This is a genomic window from Micromonospora alfalfae (assembly GCF_022230925.1).
GTDB lineage: Bacteria > Actinomycetota > Actinomycetes > Mycobacteriales > Micromonosporaceae > Micromonospora > Micromonospora alfalfae.
On the sequence record NZ_JAKKFH010000034.1, the window covers coordinates 284,271 to 301,523 of the forward strand.

The following is a 17,253-nucleotide window of genomic DNA, read 5'->3' on the forward strand; positions in this document are numbered from 1 at the left end:
GCGATTTTCTTCGGTACGCGGTAGGGATCGGGGGAACGGCTCCGACCCTCCGGTGAGTCGCGCCCCGGTCGGGGGTGCGACCAGAGCCTGAGGAGCATCGCCGTGAAGTACATGCTGCTGATCTGGAACCGCCCCGGCTTCACCGAGGAGCTGAGCGAGCAGGAGCGCACCGCCCTCTTCGGTGAGGTCGACGAGATCATGAAGGAGCTGGCCGAGACGGGCGAGCTGATCGGCGGCCAGGCGTTGGCCAATCCGTCGCAGACGTTGACGGTCCGGCTCGTGGACGGCAGCCCCGAGGTCCTCGACGGTCCGTTCATGGAGAGCAAGGAGCAGTTCGCCGGTTACCTGGCCGTCGACTGCGACAGCCCGCAGCGGGCCGCCGAGATCGCCGCCCGCTGGCCGGACGTCCGGTACGGCGGTGCGATGGAGGTCCGCCCGATCATGGACGAGGCCGGGACGGAGATGTGACCGGGGACCGGACGGTCGAGGATCTGCTGCGCACGTTCGCGCCGCAGGTCCTCGGCCTGCTGGTCCGTCGGCACGGACAGTTCGACAGGTGCGAGGATGCGGTCCAGGAGGCCCTGCTCGCCGCCGCGACGCAGTGGCCCGGCCAGGGCGTACCGGATAATCCGCGCGCCTGGTTGCTCACAGTGGCCACCCGCCGCCTCACCGACGAGTGGCGCAGCGAGAGCGCGCGCCGCGACCGCGAGGTGGCGGTGGCGCGGCGCGAGCCGGCGTACGCCGGGGTGGCGCCCGCGGCGGACGCGGAGCCCACAGTTCCGACCGGGGACGACACCCTCACGCTGCTGTTCCTCTGCTGCCACCCGGCGCTGCCCGGATCGGCGCAGGTGGCGCTCACCCTGCGAGCGGTCGGCGGTCTCAGCACCGCCCAGATCGCCCGGGCGCACCTGGTGCCCGAGGCGACGATGAGTCAACGGATCCGGCGAGCCAAGCAGCGGATCGAGGCCGCCGGGGCACGGTTCACGATGCCGGGGCCGGGCGAGCGGGGCGAGCGGCTGGGAACCGTGCTGCGGGTCCTCTATCTGATCTTCAACGAGGGCTACACCGCGTCCAGTGGCCCGGATCTGCGCCGGGCCGAGCTGACCGGCGAGGCGATCCGGCTGGCTCGGATCCTGCGCGGGCTGCTGCCCGACGACGGTGAGGTGGCCGGGCTGCTGGCGCTGATGTTGTTGACCGACGCGCACCGGGCGGCCCGGGTGGGGCCGGACGGGGAGTTGGTGCCGCTGGCGGAGCAGGACCGTTCCCGGTGGGACGCCGCCGCCATCGCGGAGGGGGTCGCGCTGATCACCGAGGCGCTGACCTGGTCGCCGCCCGGCCCGTACCAGCTCCAGGCGGCGATCGCCGCTGTGCACGCCGAGGCGTCGACGGCGGCGGAGACGGACTGGCGGCAGATCGTCGCGCTCTATCGGCTGCTGGCCCGGGTCGCGCCGAACCCGATGGTCACCCTCAACCAGGCGGTGGCGGTGGCGATGGTCGACGGGCCCCGCGCCGGGCTCGCTCTGCTCACGCCGTTGGACGCCGACGAACGCACGGCCGGGCACCACCGGCTGGCCGCCGTCCGGGCTCACCTGTTGGAGCTGGCCGGGGAGGTCGGTGCGGCGCGGGAGGCGTACCTGGTGGCGGCGCGGGGCACCACGAGCCGGCCCGAGCAGCGCTACCTGGAGGTGCGGGCGGCCCGGCTGACCGGGCAGGGGTGAGCGACGTCGTCTTGCCGTTTTGGCAACAATCTTTGCGCATCGCTCGGTCGCCGGTCACAGTCGTGGGCGACGCGCGAAGGAGCAGGCACAGATGACCGAGCAGCACGAGTTCGACAAGGACTACTGGGAGCGGCACTGGCACCAGGCACACCACGACCGCCCCGGCGCGATGAGCACGAGTCCCGCGCACCCGTACCTGGCCCGGGAGATCGGCGCTCTGGTGCCGGGTTCGGCGTTGGACGCCGGGTGCGGCGCTGGCGCCGAGGCGATCTCGCTCGCCGCCCACGGCTGGCAGGTCACCGCCGTCGACATCGCACCTGTCGCGCTCGCCCGAGCCGCCGAACGCGCAGCGGAGAGCGGGGTGTCCGAGCGCGTGCGGTGGGTGGAGGCGGACCTGACGGCCTGGGCTCCGGAGGCACGGTTTGACCTGGTCACGACGCACTACGCGCACCCCGCGATGCCGCAGTTGGCCTTCTACGACCGCATCGCCGAGTGGGTGGCACCCGGCGGCACCCTCCTGATCGTCGGGCATCTGCACACCTCGGAAGCCTCCGCGCCGGGGCACGGACACGGGCACGGGCCCGGGCACCACCCGCCGGACGAGGCATCGGTCACCCTCGCGGACATCACCGCCGGCCTGGACAGCAGCACCTGGGAGATCGTCACCGCCGAGGAGCACCGCCGCACGATGCCGGGCCGGGACGCACCGCTGCACGACGTGGTCGTACGCGCCACCCGACGCCAGTGAGCACACCGCTGCCGACCGCCGGACGTCCCGGCGGCCGGCAGCGGCTGTCACACAGCGGGCTCGACGGCCGGGCAGCTGGCACTCCGGGCGGGCACCACCTGATCGATCAGGTACGAGTCGACGACTCGTTGCACGCACGGGCTGCTGCTGTAGCTGCCGTGCCCCCACCCCCGGTAGGTGAGCAGCGCGCCGTGCCGACCCAACTGCCGCGCCACGTTGCGCGCCCAGCCGTAGCCGCTCGCCGGGTCGTGCACCGTGGCGGCAACCAGCAGCGGCACGTCGGTGTGCACCCGTAGCCGATGCTGCGGGTTGGCCACCGGCGTCGGGGTGCCCAGGCAGGTGACCAGCGCGAACAGCGCCGGCGGGTAGCGCAGGTCCGGCGCGAGCCGGGCCGCCCGGCGCAGATGTCCGGCGTACTCCCGGTAGTCGCGCACCGGCAGGCTCCAGTCCTGACAGAAAACCGCGAAGGGGTACGGAGCCACGGCCTCGTCCGCCAACGGGCGGACGCTCGGCGTGGTGGCCGTTCCCTCCAGTCGGAGGATCCACTCGGCCAGGCCCGGCCACCGCCAGGTGTCGTAGAACTCCTTGTGGGTGAGCCTGCTCAACTCGAATGGGGTGAGCACCACCCCGGGCCGCTTCGGGTCGGTCAGCAGACCGCGCTCGGCCCGGGCGTGCAGCCCGGCCCAGATCGCCTGGAAGTCCCGGCCGTGCAGCGCACAGGCCGTGGACCGGTCACACCAGGCGACGAACTCGTCGAACGCGCCCTCGGCAGTGGCGGCCTGGGTGTCCAGGAAGGCGCGGGTGCCGAGGCTGTGGTCCATGGCGGCCTCCAGCACGATGGCCCGGACCCGGTCGGGGTACAGCTCGGCGTACCGCTGCCCGAGCACTGTGCCGTACGAGCTGCCGTGGAAGGTCAACTGCCGCTCGCCGAGCGCGGCGCGGACCGCGTCCAGGTCGCGGGCGGCGCTGGTGGTGTCGACGTGGTCGTAGAGCGCCCCGGTGCGGGCCCGGCAGTCGGCACGCAGCAGCGCGTTGTTGGCCAGCGTGGCGTCGAACTGCGCCTGGTCGGCGATCAGTTGTGGTTGCCGGGCGAGCAGGTCCCGGGCACAGACCACTGGGTGGCTGTCGCCGGTGCCGCGTGGGTCGAAGCTGACGATGTCGAACCTGGCCCGCAGGTCTGCGCTGAACCGGGAGCTGCCGTTCACCACCCGGTCGACCCCGCTGTCGCCCGGCCCGCCGGGGCCGAAGACCAGCGCGCCTTCCCGGGTGGCCGGCTTGGCGACCCGGCGGGCCAGCGACAGGTCGAAGCGCTCACCCCGGGGTCGGTTCCAGTCCACCGGCAGCGACAGGGTGCCGCACTCGGCGCTGCTGTCCTCGGCGCACGGCCGCCAGTCGATCGTCGGGGCGGGCTGTGGTCGGGCGGCGGCCCGGCTCGCCGGGGTCAGGCCGGTGGCCGTCAGGGCCAGGGCGACCGCCCAGCCGACTGCGGATTTGCGTACGCGCAGCATGAGGTGCTGTCCTCTCCTCGAAGGAGCGTTGCCTGTGAAACTCGCCCACTGGGCGAGGTGATGCTGCTTCCACCCGGGCCGTCGAGTAGCCGCTCGACGGCCCGGGGCCTCTCGTCCGCCGGGTCAGTCGACCTCGCGCAGGACGCGTTCGAGCGTGGTCATCCGGGTCTCCATCCCGCCCAGCCGGCCGTCCATCGCCGCGAGCAGTCGGGCGTTGTCCGCCTGGGCCTGAGCGGCCGTCTCGGCCAGCCGGCGGTAGTCGTCCGCCCGGTCCGCCTCGTACCGGGCCCGCCGGGTCTTGGCGAGCTGCACGACGGTCACCGTGACCACGCTGATCAGGAAGGCGAAGATGCCGATCGCACCGACCACCTCGGTCCAGTCGTGCTCGCTCATCGCTGTGCTCCCGGCTGCTCGCCCGAGTCGGGCACCGTCAGCGTCTCGACCGCGGCCGCGATGACCCCGGGGGTGAGTGTGAGCACGAACGGCTCCACCTCGTAGTAGTTCATGGCCTTCCCGTCCTCCGACAACTCCAGGCGGGCGGTGACCAGCCCGGCCGCCGCCAGCTTCCGTAGGTGGACCTGCAACAGCGCCCGGCTGATGCCCAGTTGCCGGGCCAGCCCGCTGACGTACGCACGCTCGCGGGCCAATGCGGCGACGACCCGCAGCCGGTGCGGGTTGGCCAGGGTGGCCAGCACCCGGACCAGGTCGTCGCCGGTCGGCGGTGAGGCGGCGCTCATAACCAGCCCTTGCACATGCCAAGGAAAGTTAGCAGGTGCCGGCGCGCTGCGGTGCGGGACGCGAGTGGAATCAGGGGGATCTCAGGGTCGGCGAAAGAGTCCTGACACACAGCACGCCGGGCCGGTGATGATCACCGGCCCGGCGTGCGGGTTACGTCGTACGTCAGCTCTTGAAGGCGTCCTTGATCTTCTCGCCCGCCTGCTTGAGCTTGGCGGTGGACTGGTCAGCGCGACCCTCCGCCTCCAGCTGCTCGTTGTCGGTGGCCCGACCGGCGCCTTCCTTCAGCTTGCCGGTCGCGTCCTCGGTGGCGTTGTTGATCTTGTCGTCGAATCCCATTGCCAACCTCCATTGCAAGCGTCGCTACGACAACAGAGGTACCCCCGCCGGAACCGGCCCAACCATTGCCGTCGTCACAGATCGGCAGCGGCCGGACGAAAGCGACGCAGGCGCAGGCTGTTGGCCACCACGAAGACCGAGGACAGCGCCATCGTGGCGCCGGCGATCATCGGGTTGAGCAGCCCGGCGGCGGCCAACGGCAGCGCGGCCACGTTGTAGCCGAACGCCCAGAACAGGTTGCCCCGGATGATGCCGAGCGTGCGGCGGGACAACCGGATGGCGTCCACAGCGGCGTCCAGGTCGCCCCGGACGAGGGTGAGGTCGGCCGCCTCGATCGCCACGTCGGCGCCGGTACCCATCGCCAGCCCCAGGTCGGCCTGGGCCAGCGCCGGGGCGTCGTTGACCCCGTCACCGACCATCGCCACCGACCGCCCCTCGGCCTGGAGCCGCTTGATCACGTCGACCTTCCCGGCCGGCAGCACCTCGGCGATCACCTCGTCGACGCCCACCTCGGCGGCGACCGCGCGAGCAACTGTGGCGTTGTCCCCGGTCAGCAGGACCGGAGTCAGCCCCAGCCCGCGCAGCCGAGCCACCGCCGCCCGGCTGGTCGGCCGGACCACGTCGGCGACAGTGAGCACGCCCCGGGCCCGTCCGTCCCAGCCGGCGACGATCGGCGTACGGCCGGCAGCCTCGGCGTCGCGCACTGCCCACTCGACCTCCGGCGGTACGTCGAGCTCACGCTCGCGCAGCAGCCGGACCCGGCCGACCAGCACGACCCGCCCGTCGACGGTGCCGGTCACCCCCAGCCCTTCGAGGTTGCTGAAGGCGGTCACCGGGGGCAGCGCGCCCGCGTCGGTGGCAGCGGCCGCGACCGCACGGGCGATCGGGTGCTCGGAGGCGACCTCCACCGCCCCGGCGAGCCGGAGCAGCTCGGCCCGGTCCACACCGCTCGCCGGCACCACGTCCACCACTGTCATCCGGCCGGTCGTCACGGTGCCCGTCTTGTCGAGCACCACGGTGTCCACCCGGCGGGTCGACTCCAGCACCTCCGGGCCCTTGATCAGCACGCCGAGCTGGGCGCCCCGACCGGTGCCGACCAGTAGCGCCGTCGGGGTGGCCAGGCCGAGCGCGCACGGGCAGGCGATGATCAGCACGGCCACGGCGGCGGTGAACGCGGCGGTCGGGCCGGCCCCGCTGCCGAGCCACCAGCCGAGCGTGCCGACGGCGAGGGTGATGACGATCGGAACGAAGACCCCGGAGATCCGGTCCGCCAGCCGCTGCACGGCCGCCTTGCCGCTCTGCGCCTGCTCCACCAGGTCGGCCATCCGGGCGAGCTGGGTGTCCGCGCCGACCCGGGTGGCGGTGACGACGAGCCGCCCACCCGCGTTGATCGTGGCGCCGACCACGCCGTCACCCGGGGCGACCTCGACCGGCACCGACTCACCGGTGAGCATGCTGGCATCGACGGCGGAGGTGCCCTCGTCGACCACTCCGTCGGTGGCGATCTTCTCCCCGGGGCGGACCACGAACCGGTCACCGACGGCGAGCCGGTCCACCGGGATCAGGGTCTCCACGCCGTCACGCAGCACTGTCACGTCCTTGGCGCCGAGGTCGAGCAGGGCGCGTAGGGCGGCGCCGGCGGTCCGCTTGGAACGGGCCTCGAAGTAGCGACCGGCCAGGATGAACACTGTGACCCCGGCGGCCGCCTCCAGGTAGATGTTGCCGGCGCCGTCGGTCCGGGTGATGTCGAAGCGGAACGGGTGCGTCATGCCGGGCATCCCCGCGTCGCCGAGGAAGAGCGCCCAGAGCGACCAACCGAACGCGGCCAGGGTGCCGAGCGACACCAGGGTGTCCATGGTGGCCGCGCCGTGCCGCAGGTTGGTCCAGGCGGCCCGGTGGAACGGCAGCCCACCCCAGACCACCACCGGGGCGGCCAGGGTCAGCGACAACCATTGCCAGTAGTCGAACTGCCAGGCCGGGACCATGGCCAGCAGCACCACCGGCACGCTCAGGGCCACCGACACCCAGAGCCGGGTACGCGGCCCCCGCAACGGGTCCACCGGGGGTTCCGCGCTGGGCGGGGCTGGCAGCGCCGCCGTGTAACCGGTCTTCTGCACGGTCCCGATCAGGTCGTCCGGCGTGATGCCGTCGGCGTACCGGACGGTCGCCTTCTCGGTGGCGTAGTTGACTGTGGCGCTCACCCCGTCCATCCGGTTGAGCTTCTTCTCGATCCGGGCTGCGCACGCGGCGCAGGTCATCCCGCCGATCGCCAGTTCGATCCGGTTGGGCGCCTCGGGCAGGGGTCTGCTGGTGGTGGTCATCGTCTGGTCCCGTCAGTTGTGTCCGTGCCCGGGGGTGCCGTGGTCGGCCCCGCCGGTCGGTGCGGGCCCGCTCGGAGTGGGGGCGTCGCCGGTCGGGGCAGCGTCGGCGACCACTGTGAACTCGGCGGTGTGCACCCGCCCACCGTGTTGGAAGTCGAGGTAGAGACGGTAGCTGCCGGTCGAGGGCACCTCGGCGAGGAAGGTGACGGCCGGACCGGGTCGGGTGCGCCCATCGCCGGGCGTCCCGTCCGGGTGCACGTGCAGGTAGGCCAGATCGCCCTGGCGCAGTGCCACAAGGTGCCCGTACGCGCCCAGGTAGGGCTCCAGGTCGGTGACCGGCTGCCCGTCCCGGCTGACGGTCAGTGTCAGCGACGACGTGCGGCCGGGCTGCGGCGCTCCGGTCAGGGTGACCGTGTAGCCGTCGACCGTGGTGGTGGTCGCCGGGGCGGGCAGCGGCCGTTCGGTCAACTCGCCGGGGACTGTCACGTCCACGCCGAGGGTCAGCGGCTCACCACCGGTCGGGGTGAAGTCGGCGAACGCCCGCCACTGACCGGGGCCGGCCAGCGGGGTGTCGACCCGCCAGGTGCCGTCCGGGGCCAGCTCGGGGTGGACGTGACGGAAGCCGGAGAGGTCCCGACGGGCGACGATCAGGTGCATCTGCTTGTCGTGCGCCACGTCGTACCGGGTGACCGGGCGGCCGTCCGGGCCGGCGATCCGGAAGGCGAACCCGCCGGCCGGGGCGTCGACCGGTTCGAGGGTGTAGCCGTGTTCGGAGACGAGCAGCCCGCCGGGGAGCCGATCGCCCGTCCCGCCCCGTTCGTCCGCCGTCGGGGTGGTGGCGGCATCGTCGTGCCGGCTCTCGGCGGCCGGGGCGGTGTCGACGACCCTGCCGACCCCGTAGGTGGCGCCGAAGACCGCCGCCAGGCCGACGGCGAACCCGGCGAGTCTCGTCACGGTGCGCACGCCGGCCCGCCGATCACGCGTCGACGAGGTCGTAGCCGGCCTCGTCGACGGCGGCTCGGACGACAGCGGTGTCCAGCGGCTGATCGCTGCTGACGGTGACCCGGCCGGCCGCGAGGTCGACCTGGACGTCACGCACCCCCGCGATGGCGCCGACCTCGGCCCTCACCGCGCTGACGCAGTGCCCACAGGTCATGCCCTGCACCTGATACGTCGTGTTGACCATTGGATCGTCTCCTTCGCGGTACCGGTACCCGGTGGGGGTATCTCGACAGAGCCGACCCTACCATACCCCCTGGGGGTAGGCTATCCTTGTCGGCATGACCGCACCCACCCCGATCCGCGGATACACCGCCAGCAAGGACCAGCTGCTCGCGCGGCTCCGCCGCGTCGAGGGGCAGGTCCGGGGCATCGAGAAGATGGTCGACGACGACCGCTACTGCATCGACGTGCTCACCCAGATCTCCGCCATCCAGGCCGCCCTCGACAAGGTGGCCCTCGGGCTGCTCGACGGGCACGCCCGGCACTGCATGCACGAGGGCGCCGCCGAGGGTCGGGCCGACGAGATGGCCACCGAGATGATGGCGGCGGTCGGCCGGCTCATGAAGCGCGGCTGACCGCGCTCAGTCCGGCGCAGGGTCGAGACGGACCCTGCGCAGCAACTGCGCGTTGAGCGCCACCACGATGGTGGACGCCGACATCAGCACCGCGGCCAACGCCGGGCTCAACGCCACGCCGGCCCAGGCCAGCACCCCGGCGGCCAACGGCAGCGCCACCACGTTGTAGCCGGCCGCCCAGGCCAGGTTCTGTCGCATCTTCCGGTACGACGCCCGGGACAGCCGGACCACTGCCCCCACCCCGCGCGGGTCCGAGGATGCCAGCACCACCCCGGCGGACTCGATCGCCACATCGGTGCCCGCGCCGATCGCGATGCCCACGTCCGCCCGGGCCAGCGCCGGCGCGTCGTTCACCCCGTCACCGACCATCGCCACCACCAACCCCCGCCGCTGAAGCTCGGCCACCCGATCGTCCTTCTCCGCCGGCAGCACCTCGGCGAAGACCTCGTCGACGCCAGGTCGGAAGCCGAGGTCGGCGGCGACCGCCTCGGCCACCGACCTGGCGTCACCAGTGATCATGGCGATGGTGCGGACACCCTCGGCACGCAGCTCGTCGACGGCACGCCGGGCCTCCGGACGCACCTCGTCGGTCAACGCGAACGCACCGAGCACGGCGTCCGGCAGCCGCACCAGGTGCAACACCGCGGCACCCCGCGCCGACCACCGCCCGGTCGCGGCCTCCAGCTCCGCCGGGACCGGAAGGCCCAGCTCGCGCAGCAGCGCCGGCCCGCCCACCGCGTACTCCGTACCGTCGATCGTCGCCTGCACACCGCGGCCCGGCAGCGACCGGAACCCGGCTGCCCGGGCCGGGCCGGCGCTCCCGACCGCCGCCACTATCGCCCGGGCCAACGGATGTTCGCTCTCCGACTCGACACCGGCCGCGATCCGCAGCACCTCGTCCCGCTCGACGCCGGACACCGTCACCAGGTCGGTCACGCCGTGCTCGCCCCTGGTCAGCGTGCCGGTCTTGTCGAAGAGCACCGCGCCGACGGTCCGCATCCGCTCCAGCGCCAACCGGTCCTTGACCAGAATCCCGGACCGCGCGGCGAGCGCCGTGGAGAGCGCCACGACCAGCGGGATGGCGAGACCCAGCGCGTGCGGGCAGGCGATCACCAGGACGGTGACCGCACGGACCACCGCCTCGTCCGGCTGACCGAGCGCGGTCCAGACCAGCACCGTCAGCACGGCGGTGCCGGTGGCCAGGTAGAACAGCGCCGCGGCGAACCGGTCGGCCAACAGTTGGGCCCGTCCACCGGAAGCCTGGGCCTGCGCGACCATGCGCTGGATGCCGGCGAGGGCGGTCTGCTCACCCAACGCCTCGACGCGCACCCGGACCGCCGAGTCGGTGGCGACGGTACCGGCCACCACCCGGTCGCCCGTCGACCTGGCGACCGGCCGCGACTCCCCGGTGATCATCGACTCGTCCAGCTCTGCGGCGCCCTCGACGACCTGGCCGTCCGCCGGCACCCGACCCCCCGGTCGGACCAGCACCACGTCACCGATCCGCAGACCGGTCACCGGCACCGCCTCGACCCGCCCGTCCGCCGCCACCCGTTCGGCCTCGTCCGGCAACAGCGCGGCCAGCGCCGTCAGCGCTCCCCGGGCCTGCCCGATGGCCTTCATCTCCTGCCAGTGCCCGAGCAGCATGATGGTGACCAGCGCGGCCAACTCCCACCAGAAGTCCAGGTCGAAGGCGCCGACGCTGGTCGCCAGGGACGCGGCGTACGCGACGGTGATCGCCATCGCGACCAGCAGCATCATCCCGGGCGCCCGGTCCCGGACCTCCCGAACCGCACCGACCAGGAACGGCCAGCCGCCCCACAGAACACCACCGAGCCGAGCACCGGTCCCACCCAGTCCTGGACGGTCAACCAACATGCCGCCCCGGAGACCGCCGCGCGAGCGGTTCGGCCACCCGACACTCCGCCACGACCTGCGACCCCCGGGAGGGCTGGCTAGCATCTCCCACGATGGCCCTCCGAATGCCGCTGCACAGTCGGGCACCGGCGCCGCCACGTCATGGCGTCGCCCCCGGCCGACCGGGCCGAGCACTGACCGTCCGTGATCAGGCGGTCGTCAGGCAGCGATCCGCCCCGCCGTCCGCCGCGTTTCCACAGCAACTGTGAACCGCCCGGCCCGCTGACCCGTATCCCGCACCGGATCGTTGGGAGACTCGCCTTGGCCGCCGACCACACTCACCCCGCTCCGTCCGCCCCACCACGGGTGCGACGGATCCTCGTCGTGACTGTGGTACCCCTCTTCGTCGCCACAGTGCTGGCCGCGGTGCTGCTCTGGCCGCGCGGCGGGTCACCGCAGACCGATGGTGGTGCGGACGTGCCGCGCCACCCCGGCACCGTCACCCGGGTGGTGAGCGAGCCGTGCCCGCCGGTGCCGTCGGTTCCGGAGGGCACACCGAGGGTCGGCGACGGGCGGTGCGGCACTGTCGACGTCCGGGTCGACGACGGGCCGAACGCCGGCCAGCAGGTACGAACTCCGGTGCCCGACGGGCCCGGCGCACCCCGGGTCGAGGTCGGCGACGAGGTCGTCCTGGTCGAGCTGGCCGATCCGGTTGATCCCACCACCAGCAACTGGAACATCGCCGAGCACCAACGCGGCACCCCGATGGTGTGGCTGGCGGTGGTCTTCGCTGCCGCGATCGTCGCGTTCGGGCGGTGGCGAGGTCTGGCGGCGCTCGCCGGGCTGGCCGCCAGCTTCGCCATCCTGCTCACCTTCGTGCTGCCGGGCATCAGCGCGGGCAGGTCACCACTGCTGGTGGCGGTAGTCGGCGCGGCCCTGATCATGTTCGTGGTGCTCTATCTGACCCACGGGGTCACCGCACAGACCTCGGTCGCGGTGCTCGGCACCCTGGGCAGCCTGGTGCTGACCGGCGTGCTCGCCACCATCGCCACCGCCGCGACCCACCTCACCGGGTTCGGCAGCGAAGACGCCACCACCCTGTCGATGTTCCAGGGCGACGTGGACCTGCACGGTCTGCTGCTCGCCGGAATCATCATCGGCTCGCTCGGAGTGCTCGACGACGTGACTGTCACCCAGGCGGCCACCGTCACCGAGCTGGCGAACGCCAACCCCGGGCTGACCCGGTTGCAGCTGTACCGTGCCGCCACCCGGGTGGGCCGCGCGCACATCGCCTCCACTGTCAACACCATCGTGCTGGCGTACGCGGGCGCGTCACTGCCCCTGCTGCTCCTGCTCACCGCCGACGCGCGGCCGATCGGGCAGATCCTCACCAGTGAGTTCCTCGCGCAGGAGATCGTCCGCAGCGCTGTCGCCACCCTCGGTCTGATCGCCGCCGTGCCGCTGACCACCGGGCTGGCCGCTGTGGTGACCGCCGCCGGGCGCAGCGCTGCCGCAGCGTCCACCGACGCTCCCGCGCCCCGGCCCCAGCCGGACCGCAGCGAAGCACTGGCCGCACTCAGCTCACCGCGAACGGCCGGCTCCGACGAGCCGGACCGGACGCGGACCGCACCCCCATCCGAGGCCACCGACCGGTGGCCGGAGCCGAACAGGAGCACGGATACGACATGGTGACACTCCTCAGCGTGACCAGATCGGGCATCCACCCTGAGAACCACGTCACTGGTCACTCAACGCTATGGCGAAATGACGCTTTTGGTCGGCATCCAGGCGTAGCTCAGGCGGTCGACTCTCGGGTAACCTCGCTGCCGGTTACCGATGAAGGCGCGAAGCGGCGCCTGCGGTGCCACCGCCCAATCGCCAACCGGCGAGCCGGGGACCCAGGTGCCTGGGGTGAATCCGCGTCAGCGGTAGGGGCCACTTCCGCCCCGAACCCGTCAGCTAACCCGGTCGGCGGTCGACGGAAGGGAACATTGTGACGGCACCCCTACGCCGCTGGTTGACACCCGTGGTGGCCGTGATCGCCGCACTGACAGTGCTCGCCGGGCCGCTCCCGGCGCACGCCGCCCCGACGAACCCCACACCGTCCGGGCACGAGGAGGACGGCGAGCCCAAGCTGCTCAACGACGTCATCGAGCAGGCCAACCGCGACTACTCCGCCGCAAAGTCCAAGCTGGACAAATCCAAGAAGCGGCAGGGCGAGTTGGCGGCGGAGGTCAACCGCGCCAAGGCCGACCTGGACGCCTTGGCCCCGCAGGTCGGGCAGATCGCCGCCCAGGCGTACCGGACCGGCCGGATCGGCGCGGTCGCGATGCTGCTGGAGAGCGAGGCTCCCGACTCGTTCGTTCAACGCGCCGGGATGCTCGACGAGATGAACATGGTCAACGAGAAGAAGCTCTCCGAGGTCAACGAGGTGAAGGCCCGCGCCGAGCAGGCGAAGCTGGCCCTCGACACCGAGGTCCGGGAGCAGCAGAAGCAGACCGCCCTGATGGCGAAGCGCAAGAGCGAGGCCGACAGGGCGCTCTCCCTCGTCGGCGGCAAGGGCTTCACCGGCGGCCTGGTGGACGCCACCTCCAAGGTCGCGAAGATCGGCCCGGGTCGCACCGCCGACGGTGACTGGAAGCCCCAGTCGTGCAGCGAGAATGACCCCACCACGTCCGGCTGCATCACGCCGCGCACGCTGCACGCGTACAAGGAGGTCAAGGCGGCCGGCTTCAACCGGTTCGTCGGCTGCTACCGCCCCGGCGGGCCGTGGGAGCACCCCAAGGGGCGCGCCTGCGACTGGTCGCTGCAGAAGAGCGGGTTCTCCCCGTGGCACAACAACGACACCCGGACGTACGGCAACAACGTTGCCGCGTTCCTCATCCGTAACGCCGACCGGCTCGGCATCTACTACGTGATCTGGAACCGGCAGATCTGGTTCCCGGCCACCGGCTGGAGTTCGTACAGCGGGCCGTCGAACCACACCGACCACGTCCACATGTCGCTGCTCTGACCCGCACGATCCCCGTCGAGGGCCGTTCCGCGTGATGCGGAGCGGCCCTCGACGCGTCAGACGGTGGCAGGCGCGGCCGGGTCGGTCGAGGCCGCGGTCTCCAACGCCGCCAGGCCGGCCGGCACGGCGGCCACCGGGCGCACCGCGCCGGCAGCCAGCCGGTAGGACACACCCACCACCGCGCACCGCCCCTGCGCCACCGCGTCGGCCAGCACGGGCGACTGCCCGAGCAACGTCTCGACGGTCTGTGCGATGTGGATGTCGACGATGCCGTCGATGTCGTCCACGCCCTCGGCCGCGGCTCGGCGCAGGCTGGGCAGCACGGCGTCGACCACCGCGCCCAGATGGCCACTCGGCGCGGTGCCGGTCGAGGCAGACTCCCGGGCGGCCTGCACCGCACCGCAGGAGTCGTGGCCGAGCACCACCACCAGCGGGGTGCCGAGGACTGTCACCGCGTACTCGACGCTGCCGAGCACCTCGGGACCGGCGGTGTGCCCGGCGGTGCGAACCACGAACAGGTCGCCCAAACCCCGGTCGAAGATGATCTCGGCAGCCAGCCGCGAGTCGGAGCAGCCGACGATCACCGCGAACGGGTGTTGCCCGTCGGCCACGGCGGCCCGGTGCCCGGCATCCTGGTTGGGGTGGCGTGGGGCGCCATCGACGAAGCGCCGGTTGCCGGCGACCAGCTCGGCGTACGCCCGGGTCGGCTCGCTGAGCGCGGCGGCCCGGTCGGTGGTCCGCTGCGGACCCGGCTGACCGCCGGAGCTCCCGGTATGACTCATCCCGCACCTCGTCTCGACGCATCTGACCTGGTCAAACCGGCTCTCCGCCGGCCGGGCGGCGGGCGCTGGCTCGTGCTCCACCGTCACACGCACCGTAAGATGCGTCAAGGTATGCGTGATTTAGATTTCATACGTTGACTTCGGCCACCCCCTGGGCAACCTTCCCGGGGCGGGGCGGACCAGACTCTCGCGAGGGCAGACGGACATCCGGAAAGGCGGTCACACGATGGCGAGCACGGTGACGGACGACACCGGCGGCGGGCGGAACTGGACGTTCCTCACCAATCACGGGCACGTCCTGCTGGCCATCGCCCGCGATCCGACCGCCCGGCTGCGCGACGTCGCGGCCGAGGTCGGCGTGACCGAACGGGCCGCGCAGGCGATCGTCGCCGACCTGGAGGCGGGCGGGTACCTGCACCGCACCCGGGTCGGGCGACGCAACGAGTACACACTCAACCCGGCCGGCCGGTTCCGGCACCCCGCCGAGGCCGACCGGCAGGTCGGCGACCTGCTCGCGCTGTTCGCCGACGACTCCACAGCGAAGGCAGAGCCCCGGGCCTGACAGTGGTCACCGGGGGCCGCTGACCGATGGTCACGGCGGTAACCTTTGCGTGTGCGCGAATGCCCGCCGTTGAGCGCGACCCCGTCCCGCCGTGCCCTTCGGGGCGTCCTCAGTGGAACGCTGGCGGTCCTGCTCGGCGCCGGCCTGGTGGCACCCTCCCCCGCGACCGCCGCGCCGCCCCTCTGCGGTCCCACCGGCACCGACAGCCTGACCCAGCTGCCGTGGGCGCTCCGCCGGCTGGAGCCGTCCTCGGCGTGGCCCCTGTCCCGGGGCGCCGGGATCACGGTGGCCGTGATCGACTCCGGAGTCTCCGCCGCCCACCCGCTCCTCAAGGGGCAGGTGCTCGAAGGGCGCGACTTCAACGGCCTGCCGGCCCGACAGGGCCAGTGCGACGAGGCCGGGCACGGCACGCTGATCGCGGGCATCATCGCGGGCCGGGAGGGCACTGTCGTCCCCTTCAGCGGCATCGCCCCGGCCGCCCGCATCCTGCCGATCCGGGTTCTGCCGCAGCTCGGCGCGGTCAACAACCCGCAACTCCCGGCAGAGATCGCCGCAGCCATCGACTGGGCGGTCGCGCAGGGCGCCGACGTGATCAACCTGTCCCTGACCACAATTCCCCGCCCCGAACTGACGGCGGCCGTCGAGCGCGCCCTGGCCAAAGGGGTGGTGCTGGTCGCCGCCGCGGGCAACCGGTCGGAAGATTCGCAGAACCTGCCGGGTTACCCGGCCGCGTACCCCGGGGTGATAGCGGTCGGCGGGGTGGACGAGCAGGGCGGCCACGTCGGCACCTCGATCAGCGGCGACTACGTCGACATCGCCGCACCCGGGATGAACATCGTCGGGCCGGCACCCGGAAACAGCGGCTACCGCACCGTGCCGGAGGGCGGCACCAGCTACGCCGCCGCGTACGTCTCGGGAGTGGCCGCGCTGGTCCGGGCCGCCTACCCCAGTCTCGACCCGCAGCAGGTCGCGGATCGGCTGACACGCACAGCGGACAACCCACCCGAGGGCCAGAACGCCGACATCGGCCACGGGATGGTCAACCCGTACCGGGCGGTGTCGAGCCTGCTCGGCAGCCGGGCGAACCCTCCGGCCGGCGTGCTCCCGGCGCCCGCCGTGCGGGACGACCCGCTGAGCTGGCAGCGCCCCGCAGCGATCTGGGCGGCGGTCATCGGCGGGCTACTCGCCCTGCTGCTGCTGGTCGCGCGACCGATCATGACCCTTGGCCGCCGACGCGACTGGCGCCCCGGCCGACGCACCGACGCACCAACTGCCGGCTGAGCGGCGCACCGCAGCCGCAGCCAGGTGCCGACGCCTACGTCCGCCAACGGTTACGCCCGCCAACGCCAGACACAGAGCGGCTCCGGGCCGGGCGAACCGGACCGGAGCCGCTCGTGCGAATGCCTCAGCTCCACACCTTGGAGTTGCTCATCTCCGTGGTGAGGTAGTTCTCACGGGCGATGCCCACGGCACCACCGATCTCGTTCAGGATCCGGTTGATGTCCCGGACCGCCGCGTCCCACTTCGCCTGGTGCTGCTCGTAGGCAACCCGGTCCTCGCCGTCCCAGTGCAGCTTGGTCAGCATCGACCGCAGCGTGTCAAGCTTTTCCTCGAGAGTCTTCGAGATGGCCTGCATCTGCTGGTTGCTGCTCTCGAGGACCGCATAGTCAACTTTGATCGTCACGATTTCCTCCTCTGCCGGCTACGGATCACGGGTTGAGAGCAGAGTGGAACTTGTCCAGCATCTGCTGCTGCTCTTCGTCGTTGACCTGGTGCGTCGTACCCGACTTGTCGAGCAGGTCAGCGATGCTGTCCATCGCCGTCAGCAGTTTGACGGTGTCCTCGTTCCAGCGCGTCATCAGCGACTGGAAGCCCGTGGACGCCTGACCCTTCCACGCGATGGCCAGGTCGTCGACGACGTTCCACAGCTTCTTCAGCTCGCCGTCGACCTCGCTGCGCGTGGACCGCACGTCACTCGCGGCGGTATGCAGAGTCGCAGCTTCGACCTCGAACGCCATGCTTCACACCCTTCCGTCTGTTGTGGTGGCGGCTTCGCCGCATCCTCCCCCGCGGCAAGGCAGCAACACCCCACC

Annotated in this window: 18 protein-coding genes, 1 pseudogene and 1 riboswitch; of the genes and pseudogenes, 8 read left to right on the forward strand and 11 right to left on the reverse strand. The window is 72.2% G+C overall.

Features of this window, described 5'->3' with window-relative positions:
- Window positions 1-111 precede the first annotated feature (111 nt).
- The 3 genes from MED01_RS26965 (at window position 112) to MED01_RS26975 (ending at window position 2,466) form a co-directional block, all read left to right on the forward strand.
- Window positions 112-468: a YciI family protein gene (locus MED01_RS26965; RefSeq protein ID WP_238671370.1), complete on the forward strand. Its 357-nt coding sequence runs from the start codon at window positions 112-114 to the stop codon at window positions 466-468.
- Complete coding sequence (locus MED01_RS26970; protein ID WP_238671322.1) at window positions 465-1,718, forward strand: RNA polymerase sigma factor; 1,254 nt, start codon at window positions 465-467, stop codon at window positions 1,716-1,718. Before MED01_RS26965 ends, MED01_RS26970 begins: the two co-directional genes overlap by 4 nt.
- A 91-nt stretch (window positions 1,719-1,809) precedes the next feature.
- Window positions 1,810-2,466: a class I SAM-dependent methyltransferase gene (locus tag MED01_RS26975; protein WP_238671323.1), complete on the forward strand. Its 657-nt coding sequence runs from the start codon at window positions 1,810-1,812 to the stop codon at window positions 2,464-2,466.
- A 47-nt stretch (window positions 2,467-2,513) separates the two neighbouring features.
- Here the strand turns inward: MED01_RS26975 and MED01_RS26980 are convergent, their stop codons facing one another.
- The 7 genes from MED01_RS26980 to MED01_RS27010 form a co-directional block, all read right to left on the reverse strand.
- Window positions 2,514-3,974: an alpha/beta hydrolase gene (locus MED01_RS26980; RefSeq protein ID WP_238671324.1), complete on the reverse strand. Its 1,461-nt coding sequence runs from the start codon at window positions 3,972-3,974 to the stop codon at window positions 2,514-2,516.
- A gap of 123 nt (window positions 3,975-4,097) precedes the next feature.
- Entirely contained in the window at window positions 4,098-4,367 is a 270-nt protein-coding gene (locus MED01_RS26985; RefSeq protein WP_238671325.1) for a hypothetical protein, read from the reverse strand.
- Entirely contained in the window at window positions 4,364-4,711 is a 348-nt protein-coding gene (locus tag MED01_RS26990) for an ArsR/SmtB family transcription factor (RefSeq protein WP_238671326.1), read from the reverse strand. Before MED01_RS26990 ends, MED01_RS26985 begins: the two co-directional genes overlap by 4 nt.
- Before the next feature lie 163 nt (window positions 4,712-4,874).
- On the reverse strand, window positions 4,875-5,048 hold the full coding sequence (locus MED01_RS26995; RefSeq protein WP_036410891.1) for a CsbD family protein: 174 nt from the start codon (window positions 5,046-5,048) through the stop codon (window positions 4,875-4,877).
- Window positions 5,049-5,122: 74 nt separating this feature from the next.
- Window positions 5,123-7,369, reverse strand: a complete 2,247-nt coding sequence (locus MED01_RS27000) for a heavy metal translocating P-type ATPase (protein ID WP_238671327.1) — start codon at window positions 7,367-7,369, stop codon at window positions 5,123-5,125.
- A gap of 12 nt (window positions 7,370-7,381) precedes the next feature.
- On the reverse strand, window positions 7,382-8,332 hold the full coding sequence (locus tag MED01_RS27005) for a DUF8832 domain-containing protein (protein ID WP_238671328.1): 951 nt from the start codon (window positions 8,330-8,332) through the stop codon (window positions 7,382-7,384).
- Window positions 8,333-8,345: 13 nt separating this feature from the next.
- Complete coding sequence (locus MED01_RS27010; protein ID WP_238671329.1) at window positions 8,346-8,555, reverse strand: heavy-metal-associated domain-containing protein; 210 nt, start codon at window positions 8,553-8,555, stop codon at window positions 8,346-8,348.
- 94 nt (window positions 8,556-8,649) lie between these two features.
- Between MED01_RS27010 and MED01_RS27015 the strand changes: the two genes are divergently transcribed.
- A complete protein-coding gene (locus MED01_RS27015) occupies window positions 8,650-8,946 on the forward strand; it encodes a metal-sensitive transcriptional regulator (protein WP_030329541.1) in 297 nt (98 codons plus the stop codon).
- Between the two features lie 6 nt (window positions 8,947-8,952).
- Here the strand turns inward: MED01_RS27015 and MED01_RS27020 are convergent.
- Window positions 8,953-10,802 (reverse strand): annotated as a pseudogene (locus MED01_RS27020) (heavy metal translocating P-type ATPase); the annotation flags it as partial.
- Window positions 10,803-11,124: 322 nt separating this feature from the next.
- On the opposite strand from MED01_RS27020, the gene MED01_RS27025 reads away from it, so the two are divergent.
- Window positions 11,125-12,495 (forward strand): YibE/F family protein, encoded by a 1,371-nt coding sequence (locus tag MED01_RS27025; protein WP_238671331.1) that lies wholly within the window; start codon window positions 11,125-11,127, stop codon window positions 12,493-12,495.
- Between the two features lie 166 nt (window positions 12,496-12,661).
- Window positions 12,662-12,792, forward strand: a riboswitch (cyclic di-AMP (ydaO/yuaA leader).
- Window positions 12,793-12,796: 4 nt separating this feature from the next.
- A complete protein-coding gene (locus tag MED01_RS27030; RefSeq protein WP_238671332.1) occupies window positions 12,797-13,816 on the forward strand; it encodes a coiled-coil domain-containing protein in 1,020 nt (339 codons plus the stop codon).
- 56 nt (window positions 13,817-13,872) lie between these two features.
- On the opposite strand, the gene MED01_RS27035 is transcribed toward MED01_RS27030, so the two are convergent.
- Complete coding sequence (locus MED01_RS27035; RefSeq protein WP_238671333.1) at window positions 13,873-14,598, reverse strand: carbonic anhydrase; 726 nt, start codon at window positions 14,596-14,598, stop codon at window positions 13,873-13,875.
- Window positions 14,599-14,824: 226 nt separating this feature from the next.
- Between MED01_RS27035 and MED01_RS27040 the strand changes: the two genes are divergently transcribed.
- Window positions 14,825-15,160, forward strand: a complete 336-nt coding sequence (locus MED01_RS27040) for a helix-turn-helix transcriptional regulator (RefSeq protein ID WP_238671334.1) — start codon at window positions 14,825-14,827, stop codon at window positions 15,158-15,160.
- A 51-nt stretch (window positions 15,161-15,211) separates the two neighbouring features.
- Window positions 15,212-16,441 carry a type VII secretion-associated serine protease mycosin gene (gene mycP, locus MED01_RS27045; RefSeq protein ID WP_238671335.1) on the forward strand — a complete coding sequence of 410 codons (1,230 nt, stop codon included), beginning with the start codon at window positions 15,212-15,214 and terminating at the stop codon, window positions 16,439-16,441.
- Between the two features lie 124 nt (window positions 16,442-16,565).
- On the opposite strand, the gene MED01_RS27050 is transcribed toward mycP, so the two are convergent.
- Together MED01_RS27050 and MED01_RS27055 are read right to left on the reverse strand one after the other, a co-directional pair.
- Complete coding sequence (locus MED01_RS27050) at window positions 16,566-16,844, reverse strand: WXG100 family type VII secretion target (RefSeq protein ID WP_030329555.1); 279 nt, start codon at window positions 16,842-16,844, stop codon at window positions 16,566-16,568.
- Between the two features lie 25 nt (window positions 16,845-16,869).
- Window positions 16,870-17,178 carry a WXG100 family type VII secretion target gene (locus MED01_RS27055; protein ID WP_030329557.1) on the reverse strand — a complete coding sequence of 103 codons (309 nt, stop codon included), beginning with the start codon at window positions 17,176-17,178 and terminating at the stop codon, window positions 16,870-16,872.
- Between the last annotated feature and the right edge of the window lie 75 nt (window positions 17,179-17,253).

Excerpts from the sequence above, each read along its gene's own strand:
- MED01_RS26995 (WP_036410891.1), bottom strand. The coding sequence starts at position 5,048 with ATGGGATTCGACGACAAGATCAACAACGCCACCGAGGACGCGACCGGC.
- MED01_RS27015 (WP_030329541.1), top strand. The coding sequence starts at position 8,650 with ATGACCGCACCCACCCCGATCCGCGGATACACCGCCAGCAAGGACCAG.
- MED01_RS26985 (WP_238671325.1), bottom strand. The coding sequence starts at position 4,367 with ATGAGCGAGCACGACTGGACCGAGGTGGTCGGTGCGATCGGCATCTTC.
- MED01_RS26965 (WP_238671370.1), top strand. The coding sequence starts at position 112 with ATGCTGCTGATCTGGAACCGCCCCGGCTTCACCGAGGAGCTGAGCGAG.
- MED01_RS26975 (WP_238671323.1), top strand. The coding sequence starts at position 1,810 with ATGACCGAGCAGCACGAGTTCGACAAGGACTACTGGGAGCGGCACTGG.
- MED01_RS27000 (WP_238671327.1), bottom strand. The coding sequence starts at position 7,369 with ATGACCACCACCAGCAGACCCCTGCCCGAGGCGCCCAACCGGATCGAA.
- MED01_RS26990 (WP_238671326.1), bottom strand. The coding sequence starts at position 4,711 with ATGAGCGCCGCCTCACCGCCGACCGGCGACGACCTGGTCCGGGTGCTG.
- MED01_RS27040 (WP_238671334.1), top strand. The coding sequence starts at position 14,825 with ATGGCGAGCACGGTGACGGACGACACCGGCGGCGGGCGGAACTGGACG.
- MED01_RS26980 (WP_238671324.1), bottom strand. The coding sequence starts at position 3,974 with ATGCTGCGCGTACGCAAATCCGCAGTCGGCTGGGCGGTCGCCCTGGCC.
- MED01_RS27010 (WP_238671329.1), bottom strand. The coding sequence starts at position 8,555 with ATGGTCAACACGACGTATCAGGTGCAGGGCATGACCTGTGGGCACTGC.
- MED01_RS27055 (WP_030329557.1), bottom strand. The coding sequence starts at position 17,178 with ATGGCGTTCGAGGTCGAAGCTGCGACTCTGCATACCGCCGCGAGTGAC.
- MED01_RS27035 (WP_238671333.1), bottom strand. The coding sequence starts at position 14,598 with ATGAGTCATACCGGGAGCTCCGGCGGTCAGCCGGGTCCGCAGCGGACC.